Source organism: Photobacterium angustum, from assembly GCF_002954615.1.
GTDB classification, from domain to species: domain Bacteria; phylum Pseudomonadota; class Gammaproteobacteria; order Enterobacterales; family Vibrionaceae; genus Photobacterium; species Photobacterium angustum_A.
Genome location: NZ_MSCJ01000001.1, coordinates 851,247 through 877,673 on the forward strand (window position 1 = coordinate 851,247; position 26,427 = coordinate 877,673).

25 protein-coding genes are annotated in these 26,427 nt (G+C 39.5%); 12 read left to right on the top strand and 13 right to left on the bottom strand.

From position 1 onward, the window contains the following. Window positions 1-86: 86 nt before the first annotated feature. Together BTO08_RS03575 and ydiJ are read left to right on the top strand one after the other, a co-directional pair. A complete protein-coding gene (locus tag BTO08_RS03575) occupies window positions 87-1,598 on the top strand; it encodes a bifunctional NUDIX hydrolase/phosphatase PAP2 family protein (protein WP_105059924.1) in 1,512 nt (503 codons plus the stop codon). 214 nt (window positions 1,599-1,812) lie between these two features. Beyond that, the gene (gene ydiJ / locus BTO08_RS03580; RefSeq protein ID WP_105059925.1) at window positions 1,813-4,875 is read left to right on the top strand and encodes a D-2-hydroxyglutarate dehydrogenase YdiJ; all 3,063 of its coding nucleotides are present in this window, start codon (window positions 1,813-1,815) and stop codon (window positions 4,873-4,875) included. Between the two features lie 117 nt (window positions 4,876-4,992). On the opposite strand, the gene aqpZ is transcribed toward ydiJ, so the two are convergent. The 3 genes from aqpZ to BTO08_RS03595 form a co-directional block, all read right to left on the bottom strand. Beyond that, complete coding sequence (aqpZ, locus tag BTO08_RS03585; protein ID WP_277949266.1) at window positions 4,993-5,700, bottom strand: aquaporin Z; 708 nt, start codon at window positions 5,698-5,700, stop codon at window positions 4,993-4,995. A 215-nt stretch (window positions 5,701-5,915) separates the two neighbouring features. Next, entirely contained in the window at window positions 5,916-6,731 is an 816-nt protein-coding gene (locus BTO08_RS03590; protein WP_105059926.1) for a UDP-2,3-diacylglucosamine diphosphatase, read from the bottom strand. A 101-nt stretch (window positions 6,732-6,832) separates the two neighbouring features. Next, window positions 6,833-7,717, bottom strand: a complete 885-nt coding sequence (locus BTO08_RS03595; RefSeq protein WP_105059927.1) for a LysR family transcriptional regulator — start codon at window positions 7,715-7,717, stop codon at window positions 6,833-6,835. 158 nt (window positions 7,718-7,875) lie between these two features. On the opposite strand from BTO08_RS03595, the gene BTO08_RS03600 reads away from it, so the two are divergent. Then, window positions 7,876-8,556 (top strand): cation transporter, encoded by a 681-nt coding sequence (locus tag BTO08_RS03600; protein WP_105059928.1) that lies wholly within the window; start codon window positions 7,876-7,878, stop codon window positions 8,554-8,556. Between the two features lie 71 nt (window positions 8,557-8,627). Here the strand turns inward: BTO08_RS03600 and BTO08_RS03605 are convergent, their stop codons facing one another. After that, window positions 8,628-9,107 (bottom strand): NYN domain-containing protein, encoded by a 480-nt coding sequence (locus tag BTO08_RS03605; RefSeq protein WP_005368538.1) that lies wholly within the window; start codon window positions 9,105-9,107, stop codon window positions 8,628-8,630. 200 nt (window positions 9,108-9,307) lie between these two features. On the opposite strand from BTO08_RS03605, the gene BTO08_RS03610 reads away from it, so the two are divergent. After that, window positions 9,308-10,072, top strand: a complete 765-nt coding sequence (locus BTO08_RS03610; protein ID WP_105059929.1) for a YggN family protein — start codon at window positions 9,308-9,310, stop codon at window positions 10,070-10,072. A 176-nt stretch (window positions 10,073-10,248) separates the two neighbouring features. Next, window positions 10,249-10,404, top strand: coding sequence for a hypothetical protein (locus BTO08_RS22280; protein ID WP_198038405.1), 156 nt, complete (start codon window positions 10,249-10,251; stop codon window positions 10,402-10,404). Between the two features lie 62 nt (window positions 10,405-10,466). Here the strand turns inward: BTO08_RS22280 and BTO08_RS03615 are convergent, their stop codons facing one another. Both BTO08_RS03615 and BTO08_RS03620 read right to left on the bottom strand, forming a co-directional pair. Then, window positions 10,467-11,432: a phospholipase A gene (locus BTO08_RS03615; protein ID WP_105061304.1), complete on the bottom strand. Its 966-nt coding sequence runs from the start codon at window positions 11,430-11,432 to the stop codon at window positions 10,467-10,469. 209 nt (window positions 11,433-11,641) lie between these two features. Beyond that, the gene (locus BTO08_RS03620; protein WP_105059930.1) at window positions 11,642-14,008 is read right to left on the bottom strand and encodes a YgiQ family radical SAM protein; all 2,367 of its coding nucleotides are present in this window, start codon (window positions 14,006-14,008) and stop codon (window positions 11,642-11,644) included. A 206-nt stretch (window positions 14,009-14,214) separates the two neighbouring features. Between BTO08_RS03620 and BTO08_RS03625 the strand changes: the two genes are divergently transcribed. Next, window positions 14,215-14,469 carry a YhfG family protein gene (locus tag BTO08_RS03625; protein WP_005368530.1) on the top strand — a complete coding sequence of 85 codons (255 nt, stop codon included), beginning with the start codon at window positions 14,215-14,217 and terminating at the stop codon, window positions 14,467-14,469. A 2-nt stretch (window positions 14,470-14,471) separates the two neighbouring features. Then, window positions 14,472-15,062, top strand: a complete 591-nt coding sequence (locus BTO08_RS03630) for a putative adenosine monophosphate-protein transferase Fic (RefSeq protein ID WP_105059931.1) — start codon at window positions 14,472-14,474, stop codon at window positions 15,060-15,062. Window positions 15,063-15,148: 86 nt separating this feature from the next. Here BTO08_RS03630 and BTO08_RS03635 read toward each other — a convergent pair whose 3' ends face one another. Continuing rightward, the gene (locus BTO08_RS03635; protein ID WP_105059932.1) at window positions 15,149-16,408 is read right to left on the bottom strand and encodes a mechanosensitive ion channel family protein; all 1,260 of its coding nucleotides are present in this window, start codon (window positions 16,406-16,408) and stop codon (window positions 15,149-15,151) included. A gap of 119 nt (window positions 16,409-16,527) precedes the next feature. Between BTO08_RS03635 and BTO08_RS03640 the strand changes: the two genes are divergently transcribed. Next, window positions 16,528-17,295, top strand: coding sequence for a ribonuclease H family protein (locus BTO08_RS03640; protein ID WP_105059933.1), 768 nt, complete (start codon window positions 16,528-16,530; stop codon window positions 17,293-17,295). Window positions 17,296-17,308: 13 nt separating this feature from the next. Here BTO08_RS03640 and BTO08_RS03645 read toward each other — a convergent pair whose 3' ends face one another. The 3 genes from BTO08_RS03645 to BTO08_RS03655 all read right to left on the bottom strand — a co-directional run bounded on the left by BTO08_RS03645 (window position 17,309) and on the right by BTO08_RS03655 (window position 20,199). Further along, complete coding sequence (locus BTO08_RS03645; RefSeq protein ID WP_105059934.1) at window positions 17,309-17,647, bottom strand: hypothetical protein; 339 nt, start codon at window positions 17,645-17,647, stop codon at window positions 17,309-17,311. Between the two features lie 108 nt (window positions 17,648-17,755). Further along, a complete protein-coding gene (gene dcuC, locus BTO08_RS03650) occupies window positions 17,756-19,123 on the bottom strand; it encodes an anaerobic C4-dicarboxylate transporter DcuC (RefSeq protein ID WP_105059935.1) in 1,368 nt (455 codons plus the stop codon). A gap of 659 nt (window positions 19,124-19,782) precedes the next feature. Continuing rightward, entirely contained in the window at window positions 19,783-20,199 is a 417-nt protein-coding gene (locus BTO08_RS03655) for a hypothetical protein (RefSeq protein ID WP_105059936.1), read from the bottom strand. A gap of 177 nt (window positions 20,200-20,376) precedes the next feature. Here BTO08_RS03655 and BTO08_RS03660 point away from each other — a divergent pair, with 177 nt between their 5' ends. Then, a complete protein-coding gene (locus tag BTO08_RS03660) occupies window positions 20,377-20,559 on the top strand; it encodes a hypothetical protein (RefSeq protein ID WP_105061305.1) in 183 nt (60 codons plus the stop codon). A 6-nt stretch (window positions 20,560-20,565) separates the two neighbouring features. On the opposite strand, the gene BTO08_RS03665 is transcribed toward BTO08_RS03660, so the two are convergent. Continuing rightward, entirely contained in the window at window positions 20,566-20,922 is a 357-nt protein-coding gene (locus BTO08_RS03665) for a hypothetical protein (protein ID WP_105059937.1), read from the bottom strand. Window positions 20,923-21,210: 288 nt separating this feature from the next. Here BTO08_RS03665 and BTO08_RS03670 point away from each other — a divergent pair, with 288 nt between their 5' ends. Beyond that, window positions 21,211-21,879, top strand: a complete 669-nt coding sequence (locus tag BTO08_RS03670) for a hypothetical protein (RefSeq protein WP_105059938.1) — start codon at window positions 21,211-21,213, stop codon at window positions 21,877-21,879. Window positions 21,880-22,012: 133 nt separating this feature from the next. Further along, window positions 22,013-22,201, top strand: a complete 189-nt coding sequence (locus tag BTO08_RS03675; RefSeq protein WP_005368511.1) for a DUF4250 domain-containing protein — start codon at window positions 22,013-22,015, stop codon at window positions 22,199-22,201. Window positions 22,202-22,253: 52 nt separating this feature from the next. Here the strand turns inward: BTO08_RS03675 and metR are convergent, their stop codons facing one another. Beyond that, window positions 22,254-23,165, bottom strand: a complete 912-nt coding sequence (metR, locus tag BTO08_RS03680; protein ID WP_105059939.1) for an HTH-type transcriptional regulator MetR — start codon at window positions 23,163-23,165, stop codon at window positions 22,254-22,256. A gap of 235 nt (window positions 23,166-23,400) precedes the next feature. Here metR and metE point away from each other — a divergent pair, with 235 nt between their 5' ends. Beyond that, window positions 23,401-25,704, top strand: coding sequence for a 5-methyltetrahydropteroyltriglutamate--homocysteine S-methyltransferase (gene metE / locus BTO08_RS03685; RefSeq protein WP_105059940.1), 2,304 nt, complete (start codon window positions 23,401-23,403; stop codon window positions 25,702-25,704). Between the two features lie 66 nt (window positions 25,705-25,770). Here the strand turns inward: metE and BTO08_RS03690 are convergent, their stop codons facing one another. Continuing rightward, window positions 25,771-26,220 carry an META domain-containing protein gene (locus BTO08_RS03690; RefSeq protein WP_105059941.1) on the bottom strand — a complete coding sequence of 150 codons (450 nt, stop codon included), beginning with the start codon at window positions 26,218-26,220 and terminating at the stop codon, window positions 25,771-25,773. Between the last annotated feature and the right edge of the window lie 207 nt (window positions 26,221-26,427).

Sequence of the window (26,427 nt, forward strand, 5' to 3'; positions counted from 1 at the left end):
TATTATTTTAGCGTTATGTATAGCGAGCTGAGTTACACTGTGTTTCTCAGCTTTCTTATTTCTATTCTTCTTGGATGCTATTTTCCATGGTACGTATTAGTACGCCTTCACTTTCCGAAATAAAGTCTTACAGGGCTATATTCACGCTATTTTTTATTATCTTTTTTACTTTACCTGCTCAGGCAATTCCATTGGTTGGCTCAGCTTGTTTGATCCGTCACGGTGATAAAGTCGTCGTTATAAAAGAAGAAATATCAAATAAATTAGCCTTACCTGGTGGGCAGATTGTTCCTGAAGATTCTCCTGAGCAAGCGGCTGTACGTGAAGTTTATGAAGAAACTGGTATTCATGTTGATGCGGTGAAATTGCTAAAATTACGAGGTAACACAACGTTATTTGCGTGCGTTGCGAAACATCCCATTCCAACGACAGTGATCTCGTCTTATACCCAACCGTTAACAACGACAGAAAGTGATGATTTGCTAATTAGTACTTGGCAAGCGAAGCATTTTACCAAAGAAGTGAAGCGTGCATATTTACTGTCAGTTGAAAATATTACGCCAAAAGATTATCGCTACCCTAATGATGTTCCATTGATCCAACACTTATTATCACAAGTGCCCAATAGTGAAATTACTACCAATGCTGCAGATTACCATGCGGTGAGTAGGTTACATCAATGGGAGTTGACACATATTAAGGTGTTTCAACAAGAAATTAAATCGATGCCTAACAGTTACCAATCATTTTTTCAACGAGTGATATCTGTGTTTAACTTACCTGGTGAAAAGTTGTTTATTGGTTTGTTATTACTCGTTGTTACCGTCGGCTTTGGTGTCACAGCAATGTTGTATTTATCAAGTGTGCTCGTGTCTGTCACTTTTATTGCTTCGGTAATGAAATTAGCATTAGCATCACCTCGTCCATTTTATATTTGGCCTGAGTTACAACAAACAGCAGCCAGTGGTTTTGGTTTGCCGAGCGGCCATACACTAATGGCAACGGTACTATGGGGACTACTTTGGTACAATTTACCGTTGCTGATTCATCGCTATCGACCTCACTTTACTTCAAACCTAATAGCGTTTCGCTTAAAGACACTGCCGCTGTTGATTATTGCGATTAGTTTACAAGCTATCGCAAGGGTTTGGCTCGGTGTGCATTTTATCTCAGATACGTTACTTGGCTTGGGGGTTGGGATAGTGCTTTTAGTCTTGCTTATTTGGTGGCAACGTTCAGGCTTAGCCTATCAGCTCGTTCGTAATTGGCGGTTTTGGGCACTGCTTAGCGTGATAATCGCTCTTGGTGTGAGCTATTTTCAAGTTCCTCAGCAAGTGTATTTATTGGCCTGTACGCTTGCAATGAGTACCGCGGTCTTTATTGATAGAGGCCGATCACGACAAACAATTACTTACCCTCAAAAAATAAAATTAGCAGTGGTGCTACTAGGCTCTGTAATGGCGATTGGATTTTTGAGCTCATTATGTGTAGAGCTCGTGATAAGTACAGTCGCTATATTATTGATAAAAACATTAACTATTATCGTCATGGTTATGGCGTGCGTACTGATGACAGTGCATAGCTACCGTTTGAAATAAGTACTTTCAAGGTGGAAGTGGCAGTGACAAGCAATGATTGTTTGTTTTGTTCTATCGCGTTGTAAGGTAAAGTAAAGTGATAATAATATCTAAAATTGATTTGCCGATGATCGAATTTATAACGATCAGGCTATAAATATTAAATGAGAGAAGGCCAGTAGTCGTAGGACACGACTCCGCTATAAGTGATAGCGTACACTGGAGAAGGAGCACAATGTTACCAGCATTAACCCATCAGCACAGTATCGAGCAACTGGTGCTGTCATTCCTTGACGATTTATCCGCGGCAGGTTTTCGAGGCGAGATAGAGAAAACCTATGCGAGTCGACTCGCTGTTGCGACAGATAATAGCGTCTATCAAGTTATTCCTCAGGCCGTTATCTTACCTAAAGATATCGATGATCTGGTGTTAATTGGTCAAATTGGTCAACAGAAAAACTATCAAAAAATCACCTTTTCTCCTCGTGGGGGCGGTACGGGAACCAATGGCCAATCATTGACTCCTGGTGTAGTAGTCGATATTTCACGCCATATGAATAAGGTACTGGAAGTTAATCCTGAACAAGGTTGGGTTCGAGTACAAACAGGTGTCGTAAAAGATCAACTTAACGATGCGTTACGTCCTCATGGCTATTTTTTCTCTCCTGATTTATCAACCAGTAACCGCGCTACCGTGGGCGGTATGATCAACACTGATGCTTCGGGTCAAGGGTCGTTAAAATACGGAAAAACGTCTGATCATGTATTGTCGTTAACGGCAGTCCTTGTTGATGGCTCAGTATTAAAAACTGAAGCATTAGATGAGACGCAAATAGAGTCGATATCAGGTGATGACCTTGCTGCAAAAGTGGTTAAAACCTCTGCGCAAATATGTCGTGAAAAACGCCAACAAATTATCGATAAGTTTCCCCCTCTTAACCGCTTTTTAACGGGTTATGATTTAAAAAATGTTTATGACGATGGACTAACACAATTTGATATTGGTCGTTTGTTGTGTGGTGCAGAAGGTTCGCTTGCGTTTATTGCAGAAGCGAAACTGAATATTACGCCGATCCCGAAATCACGAACGCTTGTGAATATTAAATACGATAGCTTTGATTCAGCGCTACGTAATGCGCCAATGATGGTTGAAGCTAAAGCACTGTCGGTAGAAACCATCGATTCCAAAGTATTGAATCTCGCAAAACAAGATATTGTTTGGAACACTGTTAGTGACTTATTAACCGATGTGCCTGGCAAAGAAATGCTTGGGATTAATATGGTTGAGTATGCAAGCAACGATATTGCCGAGAACCAACAACAAGTAAAAGCACTGTGTGAGCGACTCGATGCCATGATAACGGCAAATGAAGCAGGCATTATTGGCTATCAAGTTTGTGAAGAGTTGGCGAGCATCCAAAAAATTTACACTATGCGTAAAAAAGCCGTGGGTTTATTGGGTGCAGCAAAAGGTAGTCAAAAACCTATCGCATTTGCTGAAGATACCTGTGTACCTCCTGAAAACTTAGCTGATTTTATTGCTGAATTCCGTCAGTTACTTGATGAAAAGCAATTAAATTATGGCATGTTTGGTCACGTTGATGCGGGTGTTTTACACGTTCGCCCGGCACTTGATATGTGCGATCCAGAGCAAGAGCGCTTGATGAAAGAAGTCTCTGATCAAGTTGTTGAGCTGGTGGCAAAATATGGCGGATTGATGTGGGGCGAGCACGGTAAAGGCTTCCGCTCTGAATATGGCCCGGCTTTCTTTGGTGATGAGTTATTCACAGAATTACGTCGAATAAAATCTGCGTTTGATCCACACAACCGTTTAAACCCGGGTAAAATTTGTACGCCATTAGAGAGCGATGATCAATTAGTGAAGGTTGATGATCGTAAACGTGGTTTTTATGATCGTCAGATCCCCGTAACAACGCGAGATAGTTTTAAACAAGCGATGGAATGTAATGGTAATGGCTTGTGTTTTAACTACGACACAAGCTCACCTATGTGTCCATCGATGAAGATCACCGCAGATCGTCGCCATTCTCCGAAAGGGCGAGCAGGACTGGTTCGCGAATGGCTACGTCAATTAGCAGAGCAGGGCGTTAATGCGGATGAGTTAGAACATAAGTTATTGACCACGACACCGACGATTAAACAGATTATTGATCGTCTAAAAAATACTTATGGGGAACGTCGTAAGCAGTATGATTACTCCCATGAAGTGATGGAAGCGATGAATGGCTGTTTGGCATGTAAAGCCTGCGCAAGCCAATGTCCAATCAAAGTGGATGTTCCAAGCTTCCGCTCTCGCTTCATGAATATTTATTACAGCCGCTATCAACGCCCAGCGAAAGATTATTTAGTCGCGTATGTTGAAAACTATTTACCGTTAATGGCTAAAGCACCTGGGGTGATGAATGCCTTAACACGTCCAGAGTGGTCGAAAAAGCTAACTGAAAAAGCGATTGGGTATGTTGATATGCCGTTATTGTCATTGCCGACATTAACCGAGCAACTTGATGGACACCATGCGCTGCGTTTTGATCTGCAATGGTTACAAGCGCTATCAGAGCAAGAGCGTCAGAATTATGTACTGATTGTTCAAGATCCGTTTACCAGCTTCTATGATGCCGAAGTGGTAAAAGATTTCATTATTTTGACTGAAAAACTGGGTAAAAAGCCAATTTTGGTGCCATTTAAACCAAATGGTAAAGCGCAGCATGTAAAAGGTTTCTTGCGTCAGTTTGCGAAAACCGCTCGTAACACCGCTGATTTCTTGAATCAATTAGCCGTGCTCAATATTCCAATGGTGGGCGTCGATCCAGCGCTTGTACTTTGTTACCGCGATGAATACGCTGAAGTATTAAAAGAAACCCGTGGTAACTTTGAAGTGTTAACCGCACATGAGTGGTTATTACCATTACTGCCAGAGTTAAAGCAATATCAAGCGACAGAAGAACAACCTTGGTATTTATTTGCTCATTGTACTGAAAAAACCAAGATGCCTAATGCTGAAAAGCAATGGGGGACGATATTTAGTCACTTTGGTATAGCGCTTCAATCTGTTGCGGTTGGTTGCTGTGGTATGGCTGGAACATTCGGTCATGAAAAAGATAAGTTAGAGACCTCTAAAGGGGTGTATAACCTAAGCTGGAAACCGAATATCGATAAATTAGACCCTGCACGTTGTTTGGCTACTGGATACTCTTGTCGAAGCCAAGTGAAGCGCTTTGAGCAAATTAAATTTAAGCATCCGGTACAGGCTTTATTACAAGCAGTACAAAATGCTTAGTTAACTTAAGTTTGTCTAGATAATAAAAAAGCGAGCTAAGCTCGCTTTTTTTGTCTTTATTCAACTCATTATTAGTTGATATAAAGAGACATCTAAATGTAGATAATAACGGTATTATTAATCGTTATTTGGCGCTAACCAACGGTAAACAAGGCCTGCTAGTACAGCACCAATAAGAGGCGCAACCCAGAACATCCAAAGTTGAGATGTTGCCCAGTCGCCAACAAACAAAGCTGGACCTGTACTACGAGCAGGGTTAACCGATGTGTTTGTTACAGGAATACTGATTAGGTGAATAAGTGTTAGCGCAAGACCAATAGCTAAACCAGCCATTTGTGGAGATGCTAGTTTGTGAGTCGCACCTAAAATCACAAATAGGAACATAAATGTCATCACTACTTCAGTAACGAAAGAAGATAATAATGAGTAGTGACCAGGTGAGTGCTCACCATAACCGTTCGATGCGAAACCGCCAGCTAGATCGAAACCAGCGTGACCACTTGCAATAACATAAAGAACAGCAGCACCAGCTATACCACCAAGTACCTGAGAAATAATATAAGGTACAACTTCACCAGTAGGGAAGCGATTACCAGCCCATAGACCAACAGTTACTGCCGGGTTTAAGTGGCAGCCAGAAATATGACCAATCGCGTATGCCATAGTTACAACAGTCAAACCGAATGCTAGTGCTACACCGAGGAAACCGATGCCTAAATCAGGATAAGCAGCAGCCAGAACCGCACTACCACAACCACCTAGTACTAACCAGAATGTACCGATAAACTCGGCAACCAATTTTCTCATCATATTTCTTTTCCTTATTTTATAAAAACGACGCACATAATGGATTAAAAACACCGTTCAATCTAGCTATGTCCATATAATTTAAAGATAAATTATCATTATTTATCTTAATTCAGCTAAATTCACAGAAGTGAATAACTAACTATAAGCATAATAAGTGTAGCAATCGTTTTGTAATTGTCTGATGTAAATCCATAAATCAATAAGTTATGTGTTACTGGTCTCATTGATTACTAGGCGACATTATTATTAAGTGGCTGTTTTTTATTCTGATTAAATAAGTTACGACTATCTGCAATTAATTCACAATGGGTATCAGTCCAGTGTCGTAATTGAATTGCACCATCATGGGTTTCAGTTAAAAGGGTGCAATTTTCGACCCAGTCACCGCAATTGGCATACATGATATCGTCACAATGTTGAAGATCTGGCTGGTGGATGTGGCCACATATAATCCCATCAACTTGATTATCCTTAGCATGATCAATCGCAGCTTGACGAAAACGAGCAATAGCCTGATGTGCCTTATCGACTCGTTGCTTTAAGTATGTCGCTAAGGACCAATAAGGTTTATTTAACTTGCGGCGAATATGGTGCAGCCAACGATTGAGAAAGAGTAGGAAGTCATAGCCTTTATCACCTAAATAACTATGGAAGCGATTAATGGTAACTAAATCATCAAATTCATCACCGTGTAACGCCAGTATTTTTTTTCCAGTCGCAGTGGTATGAGTGTATTGGCGTTCGAGTTGTATATGACCAAAATCGTAGTGAAGAAAGTCACGGATTTTTTCATCGTGATTGCCTGGAATGTAGATGATCTTACAACCGTGGTGTGCTTTATCAATTAATAGGTTTAGTAACGCATGATGGCTTTGAGGCCAATAAGAACGACTTTTTTGAGACCACAAATCGATAATATCACCAACTAAAATAATGGTTTCAGCTTGGTTATGTTCAAAAAAGTTGAGGAGATAATCAATTTTACAATCACGGTTACCTAAATGGAGATCAGATAGCCATAAGGTGCGATAGGTATTGATATTCATGATTCTTAAACACTCTGTTTAGGATGAATTTTTACGCTATCGCGGTTTTATGACTTTTCAGTGGCTATTTGATTAACTTCTAATGTTGCTTTTTTATGCTTCTAATCACTTTCATCAAACAAGTAAGCTTCTATTTGCTCTGAAAGCCATTTAATGACAGGTGTTCGGCGTGATTCGCTTTCTACTACCTCACCATAAGCTTGCCAGTTCATCGCTCGGTTATACTTGATGACTTTAAGTGTGCCATCGCGCAAGTAATGATTAATTAGGATTGCAGGTAAATAAGACCAACCAGTTTGATCTAATACCGCATCACGGAGGTGCTCGTAAAACGATAATGCAATGTATTTACCGGCCTTAGGCGTAACAATTTTAAGATTTTCTTCGTCAATATAAGCAACGGCAATTTCCGTAAAACGCTCAAGATCGGCAGCTGTCACTTTACGTAGTTGACTAAGGGGGTGATCTTTATGGGCAACTGACATCATGCGAATTTGACCTAAATCAATCTGATTTACCCGTGAAAGTTGATGAGATTCTGGTAACAACCCATAGGCGACATCAACAAGATTTTGGGTCACCATTTCTTCTAGCTCTTGTGGTGGAGCGCTATAAATCGAAACACTGGTTTGTGGGAATTGTTTGCGAATATCGCGCAGTAGTTTACGCCATACAGATTCTGGTATTGAGTCATCACGTGCGATACGAATACTGGATTCAACACCGGCTAAATGCTGATCACATCGGGTTTCAATATCACGTGCAATGAGTAACATTCTTTCGAAATCATTAGCAATCGCATCACCGATACCTGTGGGAATAATTTGGTTTCCTGTACGATTTAAAAGCGCAATACCGAGCTCATCTTCCAGTGCACTTAAAGCGGCACTGACGGTAGTACGACTTTTTCCTAATTTTCGTGCAGCTTCTGCAATAGATCCTGTCTTAATTGCATACAAATACATCTCAATTTGATTAGTTCTCATGCAGATTTTTGCCTGTTAAATATACGAACCTATTTGCTCATATTAGCGACGAAAAAACTGTCGCTCAGTGATTACATTATTAATCTAAGTCACAGTATTATGTACCTAGGATAATTCAACAACAAAAAACGACGAATAATTTGTCGATTGAGGTATATATGTCTAGCAAGATACAACAAGAGCGTGGATTGCTATTGTTGTCAACAATATCATCATTTTCATTTGCGGTAATAGGGATTGTTTTAGGGTCTATTGTTGGCTCGTTAGTAATTGTGTTTGATGGTGCCTATTCACTGGTCAGCCTAGCGTTAACAATGCTATCACTGGGCGCAGCGCATTATATTCATAAGCCTGAAGTGGATAAGACAACCCCTCAATTTGCGATGATTGAACCTGCTGTTATTGCGATTAAAGGTTCTGTTATTGCCGTTATGTGTTTATGGTCTTTTTATTCAGCCGTTGAAGCAATTTTATCGGGTGGTCGTGATATCAATGCGGGCGTTGCTCTTGCATTTGGTATGGTAAGTGTTACCGGTTGTTATGCGACTTATCGGTACATTAAGTTGAAGAGCGAAAATATTGAATCAGCGTTAGCCGATGCTGAAGCAAAACAGTGGATTATGGATACGGTGATCAGTGTGGCTGTGCTAGCTGGTTTCTTTATCGCTAAATTATTAATGATGACGCAATATGCTGGGTATGCAGTGTATGCCGATCCAACAATGGTTGTATTAGCGTCGGTTTATTTCATTATTGTTCCTGTAAAAATGGTATGGCTTTCTGTACACGAACTATTAGAAATTCATGGTCAGCCAATGGCACATGTAATGAGTAAATAAAGAGAGTAAACGAGATAAGGCCAGCTTTATTGTTTGATAGAGCTGGCCTTATTTATTATGGAATACAACGACTAACGTCCAAGTAAAAGGGTATCTTCAATTTCGCGGTAATGTGTTGCGGTATTGATAAGTGATGTTGCCGTTAAGCCCGGTACGCCATACACTTCTACCTTGGTATTATATTTAGTCTGTACTTTATCGACTAACAAATCAAAGTCACCATCGCCTGATAGTAAAATAATACGATCAGCATCTTGTGCATGCTCGATAACATCTAGCGTAATACCCACATCCCAATCTCCTTTAGCAGAGCCATCACTGCGTTGGATAAATGGTTTTAGTTTTACTTCAAAGCCAATCGCTCGCAGAATATTTTGAAATTGTCTTTGCTTTTCATCTCCTTTGTGGATGGCATAAGCGTAAGCTGCGATGATTTCTCTATCTTGTGAAACTTCCGCCCAAAAAGCATTGTAGTCGAAGTTAGCGCGATACTTTTCTTTTACGGTATAGTAGATGTTTTGTACATCAACAAAGATTGCAACTTTTTCCACGAGAATTCCAAATTGGTTGAATTTAAAAGCTATGTTGAAGAAATGGCGGGGATAATTCAACTGTTATTGAACAATGTGCTGTTATTGTTGTTTTTTTATTCAAAGAAACACGACGAGTCGTTACAAGCAACAAATCGCGATAGAATATGGAGTAAAATTAGAAAACTGTGGTCTTAATAAAAAGGCAATCACTCGCCTAGATGATTTCAAGAGATAAAGTGATGAACAAGTTATTGATCGGCACACTGCTATTAAGTTCAAGCTCTGTATTTGCACAAAGTTGCCCTGTAGATGTGCCAAATCCTATTCACATTGATAAGGGTAATATTTCTGTTTATGAGCAAGGTAAACCTAAGTTATTGATTGATAATAATAACAACGTTTATATTAATGGTGAAAAAGTTGATTTAACGGCAATGCAGCAAAAAGCAGTTGAGGCCTATAGCCAGAATGTTCAGACTTACCTACCGCAGATGGCGCAACTAGCACAAGAAGGTGTTGGGATGGCAACAGATGTATTGGGTGAAGTTGCCAATAGTTTTGATTCACAAGATGCTTTTAAAAACGTTGAAACGTTAATTGCTCAGTTTGGTCAGCAAGCTCATGAGAAATTTTATAATCAGCAAGGGGAGTTTGTTATGCCTGCTGATGTGTTTTCTAATATGGATACTAATTGGAAAACCGAGTTTGAATCGGCAATGCAACAAGTCAGTGTTCAATCGATAGCGAGCTTATTTGCGGCGCTTTCTGATGAAATGAAAAATGGTGATGTAGATTTTACGCAGCTTCAATCAAAATTTGCTGAATTAAAAACACGGTTAAGTGAACAAATGACCCAACGTAGTCAGCAAATGAAAGTAAAAGCAGATAGTTTATGTGGTTCTATTGAAGGTCTAGCTGAACAAGAGAAGCAACTTCAACAGGTGATACCGCAATTGAAAGGTATTCCAATGTTTGAGATTTAATTCTCTCTTTTATTCACTGAAATAGCGCAGTTGTGCGCTATTTTTGTTTGAGCGTTTTTTGTCCTAAATATGAACTATGTGTTAAGCTAAAAAGAGGAAATAAGTAATAAGATCGTGTATTTAAAGGAAGATTTTTACATCATTAAAGAACGCACTTTGACCAATAGGGGATAAATATGTTGAAGATTGCTGTGATAATTGGTCTGTTACTGTTTGCTTATTGGGTTATGCGCTATATGTCGCCTACAAATCAAAGAAAGGTTGTTGTGGGTCTATTTTCCATATTAGGTAGTGCTGCAATTATCTTTATGGGGTTTGAATTGTTTCGCTAGAACAAGCATGACGCTTATATTTACTTAAATAAAAGCACTAAGCGTCATGATAAGTTCAATGATTACAGAATATCAGTTAGAGCAATACCCACACCAATACGTTGCTGCTTGTGGTTATAATCAATCAGATTTACGCCGTAACCTGTTGAATATTTAGTATAGCCGCGCAGTTTACCCCAGAGTGGGAAAGTTAAACCAACTTCACCATAGCCTTTATGAGAGGCAAAGTTTTCACGTCCAATAAAGCTAAATTCATAGTCATCCCATTTGTAAACCACACCGACTTGGTAATGCCCCATGTAATGTTCGATGTCAGGATTATCATCACCAGATGGAGAGAGAGGTTCTTTTTTCTTGTCTTCAGGTATACGCCACCATGGTCTAAATGAGAATGCTAAATTCCCTTTTTCAAAGATGAAGTCGGTATATACACGGTTCCAACTACGAGATAACCCTTGAGTTCGCCCATTTGATTGATGTTCGATACCTATTGATGCCCATGTATTACCACCGAGAGGTTTCCATGGTGTAGGTGCGAAGTAAAACATTTCAGGGCGATAGTTGGTTTCTCTAAATGGGCGTGAAATGTCACTAGCGTATACCTGCCAGTAAGAATTTAATGTGAACGCAAGAAATACGCCATCGCCATCAATGAATAAATCATCGTAGTTTAATGGTGTTTTAAAACTTATCTGGAATTCAGCTTCAGCATTCTTTAAGTGATTATCCCATTCTGTTCCATTATAAGCATCGCGATTAATGCTGTCAGTTAGGGTAACAGGAAGGAAGTAGTTCATTCGGTGAGGTGTAATAACAAACGGATCAAACGTAGTTTCACGTTCACGTTGTAAACGCTGTGAGATCATAGGTTCGTTACTGATTTTTTTAGCCTCAGCTATTAATTTTTCACAACGACTACGGATTTGGCTAAGTTTTAAATCACCACTTTGACTTTTTACTGCATCGAATAAACATGCCTCATAGTCGTCATTAGGTGTAGCTGTCGCAACATTAGGGGCTGCAAACATCGCTAATAAACAGAAGTTATATACTGGTTTCACAAGTAATTGACGTCCCTGATATAAGTGCACGCAAGTTACATAATAGTTAGCGAGCTGATTTGAACAGTTTGTTTTGTATTAATAACTATCTATTATACATGCCAAATGTCAATATTTGGTTAAATAAAACGCCACATAGAAGTGGCGTTTTTTGTAACGGGCTATGTTAATTAATATTAAGCGCCAGCTCGACTGCGTGTCGGTTTATTTGGTCGACCCGCTTTTCCGTTGCGATTTGTATGGCCTGCAGGTTTGCCATTGCGGGCACCTGCATTATTGCCATTATGAGGACGCTTATTGCCGTTTGTCTCACTTCGGTTGCCAGTCCCAGTAGGTTTACCATTAGCCGTAGGTCTTCCATTGGCTGAAGGTTTACCTTTTACTGTTGGCTTTCCGTTACGTGTTGTTGGGCTGCGCTTTCCGTCTTTACGGATATCTGGTTGATTTGGATGCTTAGTCGCAAATCGCTTAGAGCCATGACGACCTGAGCCACGACGCTCTGCTGGGGTAAGCTCTGCTTCAGTTCCTGGTGGTGGAACTAAACAGCTTGAACGATTACCGATTAAGTGCTTTTTACCCATCGAAATTAGCGCATCACGGATCAATGCCCAGTTAGCTGGATCATGGTAACGTAATAGCGCTTTGTGTAAGCGACGTTGACGTTCACCTTTGGCAACAGATAAATCTTCGCGGCCTTTATATTTCACTTTTTTCAGTGGGTTTGTTTCAGAGTGATACATTGCCGTTGCATTACACATTGGTGACGGATAGAAGTTCTGAACCTGATCACACTGGTAATCATTTTGCTTTAACCATAATGCAAGGTTAAGCATGTCTTCATCTGTGGAACCTGGGTGTGCTGAAATAAAGTAAGGGATCAGGTATTGCTTCTTGCCTGCTTCCTGACTGTATTGTTCAAACATTTCTTTAAAGCGATCAAAGGTACCCATGCCTGGCTTCATCATCAGATCAAGGGTGCCTTTTTCGGTATGCTCAGGGGCAATTTTTAGGTAGCCACCAACGTGGTGAGTCACAAGTTCTCGAACATACTCTGGTGATTCAACGGCTAAGTCATAACGCACGCCTGACGCAATCATAATCTTCTTAATGCCTTTTAGATTACGTGCTTCACGATACAGATCGATAGTGTGTTTATGGTCAGTATTCAGCTTTTCACAGATTTTAGGGAAGATACATGATGGACGACGACAGTTGGCTTCTGCACGTTCATCAGAACAACCTAAACGATACATGTTTGCTGTTGGGCCACCCAGATCAGAAATAGTACCTGTAAAGCCCGGCACTTTTTCTTGAATATCTTTAATTTCGTTCAAAATAGATTCTTTTGAACGGTTTTGGATGATTCGACCTTCGTGCTCTGTGATTGAACAGAAAGAACAACCGCCAAAACAACCACGCATGATATTAACCGAGGTTTTGATCATGTCATAAGCTGGGATCTTTGCTTTGCCGTAGCTAGGGTGTGGTACACGAGCAAACGGTAAGCCGAAAACAAAGTCCATTTCTTCCGTTGAGAGTGGGATCGGCGCACGGTTTACCCAAAGCTCACGATCAGCGTGTTTTTGAATTAGAGCACGACCAGAGTAGGGGTTGGTTTCTAAATGCATCACACGACTAGCGTGGGCATAAAGAATACGGTCATTGGCTAATTTTTCATATGACGGTAAACGAACAACCGTTGTTTTTGCATCGTGACGTGAAGGCTGTACACGTACTACTTTGGCTTCGTTTTTTTGTTCTTGTTTATTAGTGTCACAGTTTTCTTCGGTCGCGTATGGGTTTGGCATTACCATTGCGCGGCCGGGTTTTTCAATACGTGAAGAGTCAATTTCTTTATATTCTTCAGGAACTTCTTTCACCATTACCGCAGTACCAGCGATACGCGTTAATGATTTAATATCTTCGCCATTGCCTAAACGGTGCGCGACTTCAACCAGTGCACGCTCAGCGTTACCAAACAATAAAATGTCGGCTTTTGCGTCCATTAATACTGAACGACGGACTTTGTCAGACCAGTAATCATAGTGAGCAAGACGGCGAAGACTCGCTTCAATACCACCTAAGACAATAGGAACGTCTTTAAATGCTTCACGGCAGCGCTGAGAATATACGAGTACTGCGCGATCGGGACGTTTGCCCCCTTCATTGTTCGGGGTGTAAGCATCATCGTGACGAAGCTTACGATCGGCGGTATAGCGGTTGATCATCGAATCCATGTTACCGGCGGTAATACCAAAAAATAGATTTGGTTTACCCAGTTTCATGAACTCATCTTTATTGTCCCATTTAGGTTGGGAAATAATACCAACACGGAAACCTTGGGCTTCCAATAGGCGACCAATGACTGCCATACCAAAGCTAGGGTGGTCAACATAGGCATCACCAGTAACAATAATAATGTCACAGCTATCCCAACCCAAAGCATCCATTTCTTTACGAGATGTTGGTAAAAATGGCGCTGTGCCATAGCATTCAGCCCAATACTTAGGATAGCTATCAATAGGTGTTACTTTCGTGTGCATGTTTTGACCTCTATATTTTGAGGCGGGAATTATAACGGTTAGCGGTATCACTGACTAGCCCCTATAAAACCAGAGAATTTTTAAGGATAAATCATTACTGAAACATCATTTTTATAATAGCTAACTATGCTAAAAATATTTCATATACAGCGTTAAATTAGATGTATTAAAAGAACTGTGAATCATAAAACATAAAAATGTTTACAATGGACGAAAAAAGAGAAGTGAGAAAATGGATGAAGAGTAATGAGCAGGAGAATAAATCGCGACCGATATTAACAAGCTTTGCAGACAAGCATGCATATTGTGAGCAAGTAAAAATGGCTAACTTTACGCAAAGTATGCGGTTAGAAGGCTATGACATTAGTGTGCCTTCACAGATAAAAAATACTCGAGAGCGTAATGCATTGCGCCTGCAACTGATTAGGTATTATCAACAAGAGAACACTGAAAAGGTGTGAATGTGGACGATAAGTACGGTACAGATCAAGATCCTTACACTTACGAAAATTCTGATGTATTGATTAATAAGCTCAATATTAGAGATGAAGCTTTATTTGATGAGGCAGAAACTCAGTTTAATATATTGGCGGCGATGGGGATTGAGTTTGACTCGCCACCTTATGATTTTGCGTATTTTTGTCAGTTACACAAATGGCTTTTTGATGATTTGTTTGAGTGGGCGGGCCATTGTCGTACGATTGATATATCAAAAGATGATACACGTTTTTGCCACGTGAGTCGTTTACCACAAGAAGCAACTCGTTTATTTAACCAACTTGAAGCTGAACGTTATCTGGTCGGGCTACCATTTGATGAGTTGATTGAGAGACTGGCACAATATTATTGCGATATTAATGTATTACATCCTTTTCGAGAGGGAAATGGCCGGACACAGCGGATACTGTTTGAGCACATAGTAATTAATTGTGGCTATAACATAAATTTTAGTGGTGTAACCGCAGAGCAGTGGCTTAACGCTAATATTCAAGGGGTCGTGTGCAATTATAAGCCGATGCAGGATTTGTTTAGACGCTGTGTGACAACTCCTTAATGCGCTAGCAACTGTTGGAGTAAAACAGCAAGCTATAAACGCTGAGTGCATAACGTTTTATCGCTTGCCATTTCTAAGTTCGATAATTAAAAGTTTTGTTTTTCAGCGATGGTTTGTTGCTCCATTGCTGTAAGTGGTTGCAAACTTCTAATATCTGATGAAGCAGGGCTTTGGTAAACCGCCAGACCAAACTTAGGGATCATTGCAAAGACATGGTCAAAAATATCTGATTGCACATCTTCATAAAAAGCCCATCGCGTATCATTCACAAAAACATAAATCTGGATCGGTAATCCGTTAGGGGTCGGCTCTAATTCACGTACGAGAAAAGTCATATCTTGGCGTATTTGAGGATGTTGTTTGAGATATACATCAAGATAACCACGAAATATCGCAACGTTGGTTAAGCCAGTATTTGGTGGTAGATTTTGTTTTTTCTTTGTCAAAATCGCAGGCACAAAATCTATTGTTGCTAGCTGTGCTTCATCATTGCTGTCGATAAACTTGATCGTATCAATATCGATTAGTACAGAGCGTTTAATGCGACGACCACCAGATTCTTGCATTTGACGCCAGTTAATAAAGGAATCTTGAACCAGCGCATAAGCGGGAATATTGGTTACGGTGTTATCCCAGTTTTTAACTTTTACCGTGGTTAATGAGACCTCTTCAATACTGCCATTAGCACCATATTTATCCATTTGGATCCAGTCACCTACTTTTACCATTTGGTTTGCAGATAATTGGATACCAGCAACAAAGCCTAAGATAGTATCGCGGAAGACTAATAACACTAAACCTGTCGCAACACCTAAGCCACTTAAGAAATAAACGGGAGAGCGATTGGCGAGTACTGAAATAGCAATGATAAAACCAATTAAAAAGATGATTAACTTAAATAATTGAACAAAACTTTTTATTGGTAGATCACGGCTCATTAATTTGATATCGGCAATATCATTACTGGCATCTAAAAAAGCATAACTACTTCGAATAAGAGCCAAAATAAGCCATAAACTTAGAAGACGGTCTATTAATCCACTAAGAATAATATGTTGATCAAGTACTAGTGGGATGAGTAAGTTAAGCACAACGGCAGGAATGATCAGTGATAGTTTTTCAAATACCGCATGTTTGACGATCACTGAACCCCATGAGGCTTTTGAACGTCTCAGCATCGCGTTGACAATTTTCAGTAATCCCCAGCGAACGATCACATAAGAGAAAAAAGCGACGCCAGTACACAATACTAAGAAAAAGACCGTTGATATATTGTCATGTGGTTCAATATTGACACCAATTTCGGATAAAATGTGGGCGATATCTACTCTAATTTCTTTGCTCACAGGCTCACTCCACTTGATAGCGTTTAAACAATAAATTATTACCGCATCATACCTGAAAAAAATAGCTAATGACTGTTAGTATATAACTGAATACTCAATGATATGTGCTGGAGACTGGCGTGGCGAAAAAGTTTTATGTTGTATGGCAAGGACGAGAGCCGGGAATATATACCGATTGGACGAGTTGTAAACAGCAAGTTGACAAGTTCGCTGGGGCTAAATACAAGTCATTTCCTAGCCAAGAAGAAGCACAAGCCGCTTTTGGTGGTAAAGTTCCCACATATCGGGCATCCGCTGCTACAAAAAACACCTCGAAAACAGTCAAAACCAGTAAAGGCTCTTTGACCGCAGAGCAAGTACAAGCTGTAAAAGCTGAGATTAAAATCTTCACGGATGGAGGTTGTGATCCTAATCCCGGTAAAGCAGGTTCAGGTTTAGCTCTGTATCGCGAAAACCAATTAAGTGAATTGTGGTTTGGTTTATATAACCCGCAAGGCACCAATAATACCGCTGAGCTAAATGCGTTATATCAAGCCTTACTTCAAGCTGAAAAGTATATTGCTGGTGGAATAAGTGTCGCGATATTTTGTGATTCAAGATACTCAATTCAGTGTATTACTCAATGGGCAGTATCTTGGAAAAAGAATGGTTGGAAAAAAGCAGGGGGAGAGATCAAAAACCTAGATCTGATCCAACCAATGTTTGAGCGCTATCAGACAATTAAAGATATGATCCAAATTTACCATGTGAATGGACATGTAGGCATCGAAGGTAATGAATTGGCTGATAGGATGTCTATTCTCGCAGTAGATGAACGAGAGGTTGCGTTCTCACTGTATCAGCACCCTTTAGATATTAAAGCGATTTTAGCCCTACGAGCAGGCTAAAATCGGTGATGCATTATTCGTGATGGTTTAGTAAAGCGAGCATACGTTCAATGTTCGCTTTTTTATTTCCGTTATTTCCCATCATTTCTTGATTGCCTAACGCATAGAGCCAATCTTCAATCGCATCGCCATCAATATCATCACGAAAATTGATCAAATTAGCCCACTGTTCAAGATCGTCATCATCAATCTCTAGTGTTAAGTATTTATTTAATACTTGAATTAGCAAAGATTTAGTGACAATAAATGGTGTGTCTTGGGCTAATGCTGCAGCATTGAGGTAAACAGAAAAGGCGCTGTCACGTTCAGGGCCAAAACTCATAATTTGATAAATAGCTTGTTGTTTATCCACTGTCATTATCTTTAATTGATGATTGAGTGATTATTTTGCCGTTTTAGAAGCAATAAAAAAAGCCTGTAGATCGCTCTACAGGCTTTAGTTTTATAATGTCAGTTTCTATTAAGCGTACATAGGTACAAGCACGACAGTACCTAAAATAACGGTGATTAAGCCACACACCACAGGTACAACAGTACGTTTAACCACATCGAATGGGCTGATTTTAGCCATACCAGAGGTTGCAACAATAACACCGGATACTGGTGAGATAGTACGACCTAAGTTTGATGCTTGAAGCATCGGGATGATAAGGAATGCAGGGCTTAAACCTAACTTACCTGCAAGTTGAGGTGCTAGTTCAACAAAGGCATAGAATGGTGCATTCCCCGAGCCTGTTGCAATTGCAGCAGCAACCGTTAGTGCTGTTAGTAGTAGCATTAGAGCAACACCACCCGCACCGGCTTTATCTGCTAATGCGAGTAGGTTATCAATGGCACCCACAGACATTAAGCCTTGCGCAAACACACCAGCTGCGACTAATAGCATCACTACGCCTTTGAATGCATCACCCATACCTGCGTAGCAAGATTCTAGGTTTTCAAGTGTAACCTTACCGTTTAAGCGATTAGTCAGAAAATCGACAATCGCACCAATAGTAATAGATAACACAACAATGGTGTAAATATCGATTTTCAGACCAGGAATAGTCTCACCATTGAATAGGAATACACCAATGATTGGCATGAAAGGTAAAATTGAGTAATAGGCTGGCGCTGTTACTTCCATTTCAGAAATATCAACACGCTCCATTGGTGTGTTGTTTTTCTTATCAAGGTATTTATTCCAGAAGAATGCCGCCACAGCCATGACAATAATAGCGCTGATAGAAACAGGTAATACAGTTTCAACTGCAAACACGTGTAATGGTAAACCTGCTTTTTCTGCAGCAACCACTACATCACCTGACGTTGGCGAGAGAATGATTGCAGCTGGTGATGCACAGACTGCCGCTGCCGCAGGGCGAGAAATACCCATTGCAGTCATCATTGGGAATAGTGTCGCCATTAATAGCACGCCAAGGCCAGTTGCAGAGCTTACGGCAAGAGACATTAAACAAGCAACAATATAAGCCGCAACTAACAGTACGTAAGGCGATTTAATGAACGATAGAGGTTTAGAAAATTGTTTAACTACGACATTATTAGCACCGATATGGGTCATGTATGATGCGAATCCGCATAACAACATGATCTGTAGACCTAAGCCACCACCACGGTACTGCAGCATGTATTTTACATACTCAAGAGAATCGGTGAATAGATTACCCGTTGATACAACCTTTGCAGGTAAAACAGAATGACCTAATAAGCCTGCAATAATTAATAACGAAACGCCCGCAGTGAGTAATACCCCCGCAGCTTTATATCCTTTAACAATGTAATAGCCAACGGCGATGGTAATCACCAAGCCTATTAATAGCTCCGTCATGCAGACTCCTTATTTTAAGTGTAATTATTAATATTTGTTACTAAATAATGGTGTTTTATGTCAGTAATTTAACTAAAACTAAAATTATTAACGAGATTTAATCATGGAAGTTATGATCTAAAACAGTATTTACCTTTCATTGTTAATTTTATGATAAATAAAATAGTGATTGTTTTTAATATTGCTGGTGTTTAACTGTTAAATAACAATATTCATATTGTTTTCTATTTAAAGAGAATAAGATTTAATATCAGCTAAGATTTATAAGATAAAGGTTCGGTATGTTTATATTCGTTTATTGTTTTAGTAATTTATATTTATTCAAACCTTTGCATGTTCTGGTGTAAGTGCAATGGTCATTAACTGGGGGAGGGGACAGGAGTGGTACTGATGTTAGCCGTCAGTTTGATCACCTTCGGCGATGGCTTCTGAGATTGTCGATTTGGGGGATGTGAGTAAGTTGGTCACTGTTATTTCTAGTTATCTTAATGAGTCTTATGGACAGTAGGAAAGTGTTTCTGATAGCACAGTACTTTTAGCTGGATGTTTATTTTATGTGGCTTACCAAGATGCGAAAAAGTAAACGGTAGAACAATTTGAGTAAAGATTTAGCATGTATTGATGGTACGTTATAGATAGGGTCTATAACGTACTTTTAATTATTTTATTTCAATCGATAATGTGAAATCACTATGCTCACCACGACGAGCAAAAGCACGATATTGACCAACACGAATAGTGTATTTACCGCTGTATGGCAAAATATAAGCGCCCTGTTTATTGAGTGCTTCAGAGTATTCACTGAGATCAACACCTGATTCTAAGTGCTGATTAGATAGGTTAATCCATAACTTCGTACTTTTTGTAAGAAGCTTTGCCGTTAGTGCCTGTCCTTTTTTTGCATAAAAAACATAATCATTAAAATCATAGCCTGTTATTTTTGCAGGATATTCAGCACTAGTCGCCCCTTTATCAAAGCGTACGTCTTGTGTTTTATTGGCCGCAAAGGCGAGAGATGAAAAGAAGCTGAAACATAAAACAAAAAAAGTGAGCGGTAAGCGGGAAAAGAATTTCATAGTCTTGTCCAGTAAAGTAAAAAGAAGTAAACCTTATTTTATTATTATATCAGGGTATTAAAATGATGATAAATCTATCTACAGACACTAATGCTGATATTTAAAGCATTATATATACTTTATATAAATTGTAAGATAGTCTATATGAGCTTTTGTGCATATGGAGGTGCATTAACAATGGAAAATAAAATCCAAGATCTAACCGTAAAGCAGCGCTTGCTACTAGCTCAGCAAGGACGATTTATTCGCATTTTATCGACAGATCCTGATCGCCGAGTTAGAGCCGCAGCAACAGAATATGATCTTGATATCTTGATCGATGATGATGCTGATTTTGATGCGCTTATGAAGCTAGATTAAATATGCTTATTTTATTTTCTCTACTACAGAATCTAATAAAGTAGAGCCATGATAAATTTTAAAACTAAGAAAATTAACAAAAGGGTATTGTTTATTTAAAATCGCTTTATCTGAGTGCATGTTTTTTAGCATTTCTTTCGCTAAACCATGCAACTGTTCTGAGTTAAAAGAAGTTGGGTTATATTGATAACTATAGGTTAAAGTTTGCTCTGAACAATTAATGACATAAAAGGCATCAATTCCTGAGTCATTGGTTTCTAAGGTATTTTTACCCGATGGTATGTCAGCGCAAGAATAAATAGCAGAAAACGCGGTTGTACTGCTAAGTAGTAATAATAATGGGAGAATTTGTGATTTGCTCATATAAACCTCCTGCAGTTTGAATAATTCTGATGATTAGAAGTAAAGGCTAAATAGCTAAACCTCTTTTTAATTTTATCCCTTTCACTATGAAAGATAGCTTAATTCTTAAATATTCTTATAGTTAAGAAATTTTTAATAAAATATGCAAAATGCGTCTCAAATAGAATAAATGACATTTCTATTTTATTTTAAAATGCAGTCTCAATTTAGAAAATCTAGCCAAATATTCACATCACTGAATAACTCGGTATAATTGCTGTACTTTTTCTCTACTCAATGACGTTTATTATGGCAGGCTACTTAACTTTTCTTGTGCCCGCGCTACTTGGTGCGCAACTTATCCTTACCATTGTGTTGATGAAGGGCGAAATTTGTCCAGGTCAACGTGGTCGTGTTCATAAAATGTTACCTGTCCTACTTATTGGTTGGTTACTTGCTGCAATAGCGCAACCTTTAGCCGTTTTACCTTTGTTGGCATTAGCGTTCTTTAACATGAAAGTGAAAACAGGGAAAACACGCGATGCTGGGCCTATTAAAGTTTTATATGGTAGTGATGTATTAGCATTTATTTGTTGGCTTGTATTATTACCCACCTTAAATATGCCTGAAATTGCGATTAGCTTAGTTGCTATCGCATTATATGGCAGTGCATTAGCCCATGTTTTACTGACTTTTGCGCGTACGCGTTTACAGGCATTTCACCGCATATTACCGTTTGTCGGTTTTATTAGTGCAATATTAACGATTTTATTTATGATCTGGCAGATCATGACTCTTGGCCAGGCAACAACAAGCCACCATATGATAGAAATTATTACGGCATTGGCATTAATGGTGATTGGCTTAGTGATTTGGGCTGGTCACATCTTATTAAATAAAAAAGCGAACAATTGGCAGTTAATGATTGCGCTTGTTGTATTGATGTTTTCTGCGGGGTTACAGTTAGTACTGTTTTAATTCTCGACATTCTGAGCGATGAAATAGAGCCGCTTTTACAGCGGCTTTTTCGTATTGGTTATCTACGTCTATGCTTAATGAGTACCATGAACACTTTTTGATTAAGCTATTAATGTAGGGAGCTGGAAGGTGTATGGAAATTAACAATCTTTTGAGTATGGATGGCAACATTGTCATCGGGATCGTGAATGAGCGCTTACGTTTAGAATGCAGTAGCATGTCTGAATTATTGAGTCGTTATGAACTAGATGAAGGCGAATTGACAGATAAGTTGGCACAGCTAGGTTATCAGTATGATCCAATAACTAATCAATTCCGATAATACATTAATCCATAAATTAGCCTCATTAAGTGAGGCTTTTATTTTGTATGAATTATGCCGACTTAATACCTTCTAAATGGAGTTGGCATTGTTGCCTTGCCGTTGCGAAAAAAGCTTGTAGATAGTGACGTTGCTGTTCTGACGCTCTAATAGCGGCAAATAAACGTCGCCATAAACCTTGTTCTAACGGTTTACTTACGACTAATCCCTGTTGCGCAAAATCATGAATAGCCCAATTAGGTAGTGCGGCAACGCCTAATCCTGCCGACACCATTTGTACTAGCATCAATGTATTATCAGCCTGTTTCCAAGCTTTTGGTTCTATGCCCGCAGGTTGTAGGAAATGTTTGACGACATCTAAACGATTTTTTTGTACGGGATAACTTAGCATGGTTTGATCGGCAATATCTTGCGGTGTGATAAAAGGCTTTTCTGCTAAAGGGGAGTTAACACTAACGATTAATCGCATTTCAAAATCAAATAAAGGTTCATAATGGATCTCGCTACGTGGCTGAATATCAGACGTGATCACTAAATCGAGCTCACCGCAAGCAAGAGCAGGTAATGGTTCGAAGCCAAAGCCTGATGAGAAGTCTAGTGTTACAGCCGGCCACTGCACCTGATATTCCTTCAATGCAGGCATTAGCCATTGAAAACAGGAATGGCATTCAATCGCCATATGTAAGCGACCATTAGCATCTTGTTTTATGTTAGCAAGTTCATGTTCTGCATGGGTGATTTGCGGAATAATTGTATCTGCAAGGTTTAATAAAATATCACCTTCTGCAGTAAATTTTACAGGTCGAGTTTTTCGTAAAAATAGCTGACCACCAAGCCGCTGCTCTAGATCTTTTAATTGATGAGAAAGAGCCGATTGGGTCAAGCATAATGTATTGGCTGTCGCCGTTAATGAGCCAGTATCTCGTAATACTGATAATGTTCGAAGGTGTTTTAACTCAATCATGCTTATCTACGTCCTTGTGAAAGCGTGTTCTTTTATCAACTTACCGTTTTTTAATATAATCGTAAACGTCTAGATGGCTAAACGTCTATATTAGCGTAGATCAATTTATATCGCCATACGTTCAACGTGAGAAATATTCATAATCCAAGTGAATATTTGGACGTTGTTCAATATCACTCATTCCTTCAATGTGTAGACAACAGAAAGTAAATCACAAATTTTGAAGGAACAAGAGATGAGTCAGCAAGTAGAAGATAAAACGATTACCCATATTTTGGGATACCCGCGAGTTGGTAGTCACCGTGAGCTTAAATTTGCGCAAGAAAAATACTGGCGCGGTGACATTGATCAGTCAGCGTTAAAGGAAGTAGGGTATTTATTGCGTCACCGTCACTGGGATGATCAAGTTAGTGCAGGTTTAGACTATGTCTCAGTCGGTGATTTTGCTTGGTATGATCACGTACTCAGTACCAGTATGCTGCTTGGTCATATACCACAGCGCCATGACCATGGTTTTCCTGACTTAGATACACTGTTTCGTGTGGCAAGAGGAAAAGCGCCAACAGGCTGTGAATGTGCGGCATCAGATATGACTAAGTGGTTTAATACCAATTATCATTACATTGTTCCTGAATTTACGGCAGATGATAGCTTTAACGTCAGTTGGCAGCAGCTCTTTGAAGAAGTGGCTGAAGCAAAAAAGGCAGGACATGAAGTAAAACCTGTTTTATTAGGACCGGTTTCTTATCTTTGGTTAGGCAAAGAAAAGGAAGCAGGGTTTGATCGCCTTTCTTTATTACCTCGCTTGCTAACGGCTTATCAACAAATTTTAATTAAATTAAAAGCGCTAGGTGTTGAGTGGGTACAAATTGATGAACCTGCATTATCCCTTGAGTTACCGAAAGCATGGGCAGAATCGTTCAAATTGGCTTATCAAGTATTACACGGCCAACCTAAGTTATTACTCACCACTTACTTTGATAGCATTACGCATCAACTAGATAAAATTACGGCGCTAAGAGTCGATGGTTTACATATTGATTTGTCGGCTTCTCCTGAGCAATTAGAAGCAGTTGTTAATGCGATACCAAGCGATTGGGTACTCTCTGCTGGCATGATTAACGGACGTAATGTGTGGCGTGCTGATTTAACGCAATTGCTTGAAGTGCTTGAGCCCGTTAAAGCACAATTAGGTCGGCGTTTGTGGATCGCGACATCCTGCTCCTTATTACATAGCCCAATTGATCTAGACTTGGAAACAGGACTCAAACCAGAAACGCGCCAGTGGTTTGCCTTTGCTAAACAAAAATGCCGAGAAGTCACATTGTTGGCACAGGCGTTAGATGGAAATAGTACTGCAATTGCTGAATGTGTTTCGTATAGCGCACCGATTAAAGCCCGTACTTCTAGCAAATTAGTTCATGATCGTGAAGTTCGATTACGTACAGAAGCAATGACGGCAGCATTGGCTGAACGTGAATTACCGTATAATGAACGAGCAAAATTACAGCGAGAATCATTAAATTTACCGTTACTACCAACAACGACGATTGGTTCCTTTCCACAGACGGATGATATTCGAATTCAAAGACGTGATTTCAAAGCAGGGCGCTTATCAGCGCAAGAATATGACACCTGTTTGAAAGGACATATTCAAGACGCAATCCGTCGCCAAGAGCAATTAGATCTCGATGTGCTGGTACATGGTGAAGCTGAACGTAATGATATGGTTGAATATTTTGCCGAACAACTTGAAGGCTTCGCTGTAACAAAATTTGGTTGGGTACAAAGTTATGGTTCACGTTGTGTAAAGCCTGCCGTGATTGTGTCTGATATTTATCGCGCTATACCTATGACGGTTGATTGGATCAGTTATGCCCAATCATTAACAACAAAGCTTGTGAAAGGGATGCTAACAGGCCCTGTCACGATTTTGGGGTGGACATTCCCACGTGAGGACTTAACCCGTGAAGATATTGCTAACCAAATTGCTTTAGCCTTACGTGATGAAGTTGCCGATCTACAGGCTGCTGGAATTAAAATTATTCAAATTGATGAGCCAGCGATTCGTGAAGGTTTACCGCTTAAAAGTAGTCAATGGAAACAGTATTTAGATTGGGCTGTTAATGCTTTTAAGATTTCAGCCGCTAGTGCTGAGCCGCAGACCCAGATCCATACGCATATGTGTTATAGCGAGTTTAATCATATTATTGGGTCTGTTGCTGCATTGGATGCAGATGTTATCACAATAGAAACATCACGCTCTGATATGGAATTGCTAAAAGCGTTTGAAGGGTTTTCATACCCGAATGAAATAGGCCCTGGAGTTTATGATATTCATTCGCCAAATATTCCGGCCGTTGAAGATATTACTGCATTAATTAATAAGGCAGAGACATTAATTCCAGTAGAACGGTTATGGATAAACCCTGATTGTGGTTTGAAAACACGTAACTGGGTTGAAACGGAAGCAGCACTTTCAAATATGGTTAGCGGAGCTAAAAAATTACGCCAAGAGTTCGTTAAAACAGCTGTGTAAATAAGTAAAAGAGAAAAATATAAAAGGCAGCTAAAGGCTGCCTTTCTGTATAACTGAAGCTAGTGCTTATTTAACGTCAGCAACTTTTTTCGTAAACGTTAACGTGTGTTTTGCATTTGTCAGCGTTAGCGTGTCGCCAGAAATAGCAACTTTGTTCCAGTCTGATAATGACTCAGAGAATGTTTGCTCAACTTTCATAGCATCGTCAGGACAAAGCATCATTGTCATCCCCATTTTTTCAATGCGTAGTTGACCATCTTTAAGCTCTGCTTGACCAAAGTAACGGTTGCAACCTGCGTTACCGTTAGCGGCAAGATCTGAACCTAGCTCTAGACTAGGAGCTTGGAAAGGTGCTTGTAATGTAAGATCTTTGTGATCGATTTGAACTAATTCCCAATTGCCATTGCTGATTTCGTTTGCAGTGACTTTATGTGGCGCTGAGTTCATAGCACTGTTTCCTGCACAAGCTGTTAGCATCAAAGGTAGTACCAAAACTGATAAAAGACGCTTTTTCATAATAATCATTCCTGAATAAATTCTATTTTAAAAATAGTAAAGCGTGATAAACACATTCTATTTTTAGGTCAACGTTATTGTACGCCGTTTCATTGTGTGAATAACTATAGCTTAAATTACTCTACCAGAGTATTACTTTACATTTTTTTACGTAACCAAATGTAATTCGTTAAGCTAACTACAAGATAATTGTAAGATTTAATTATT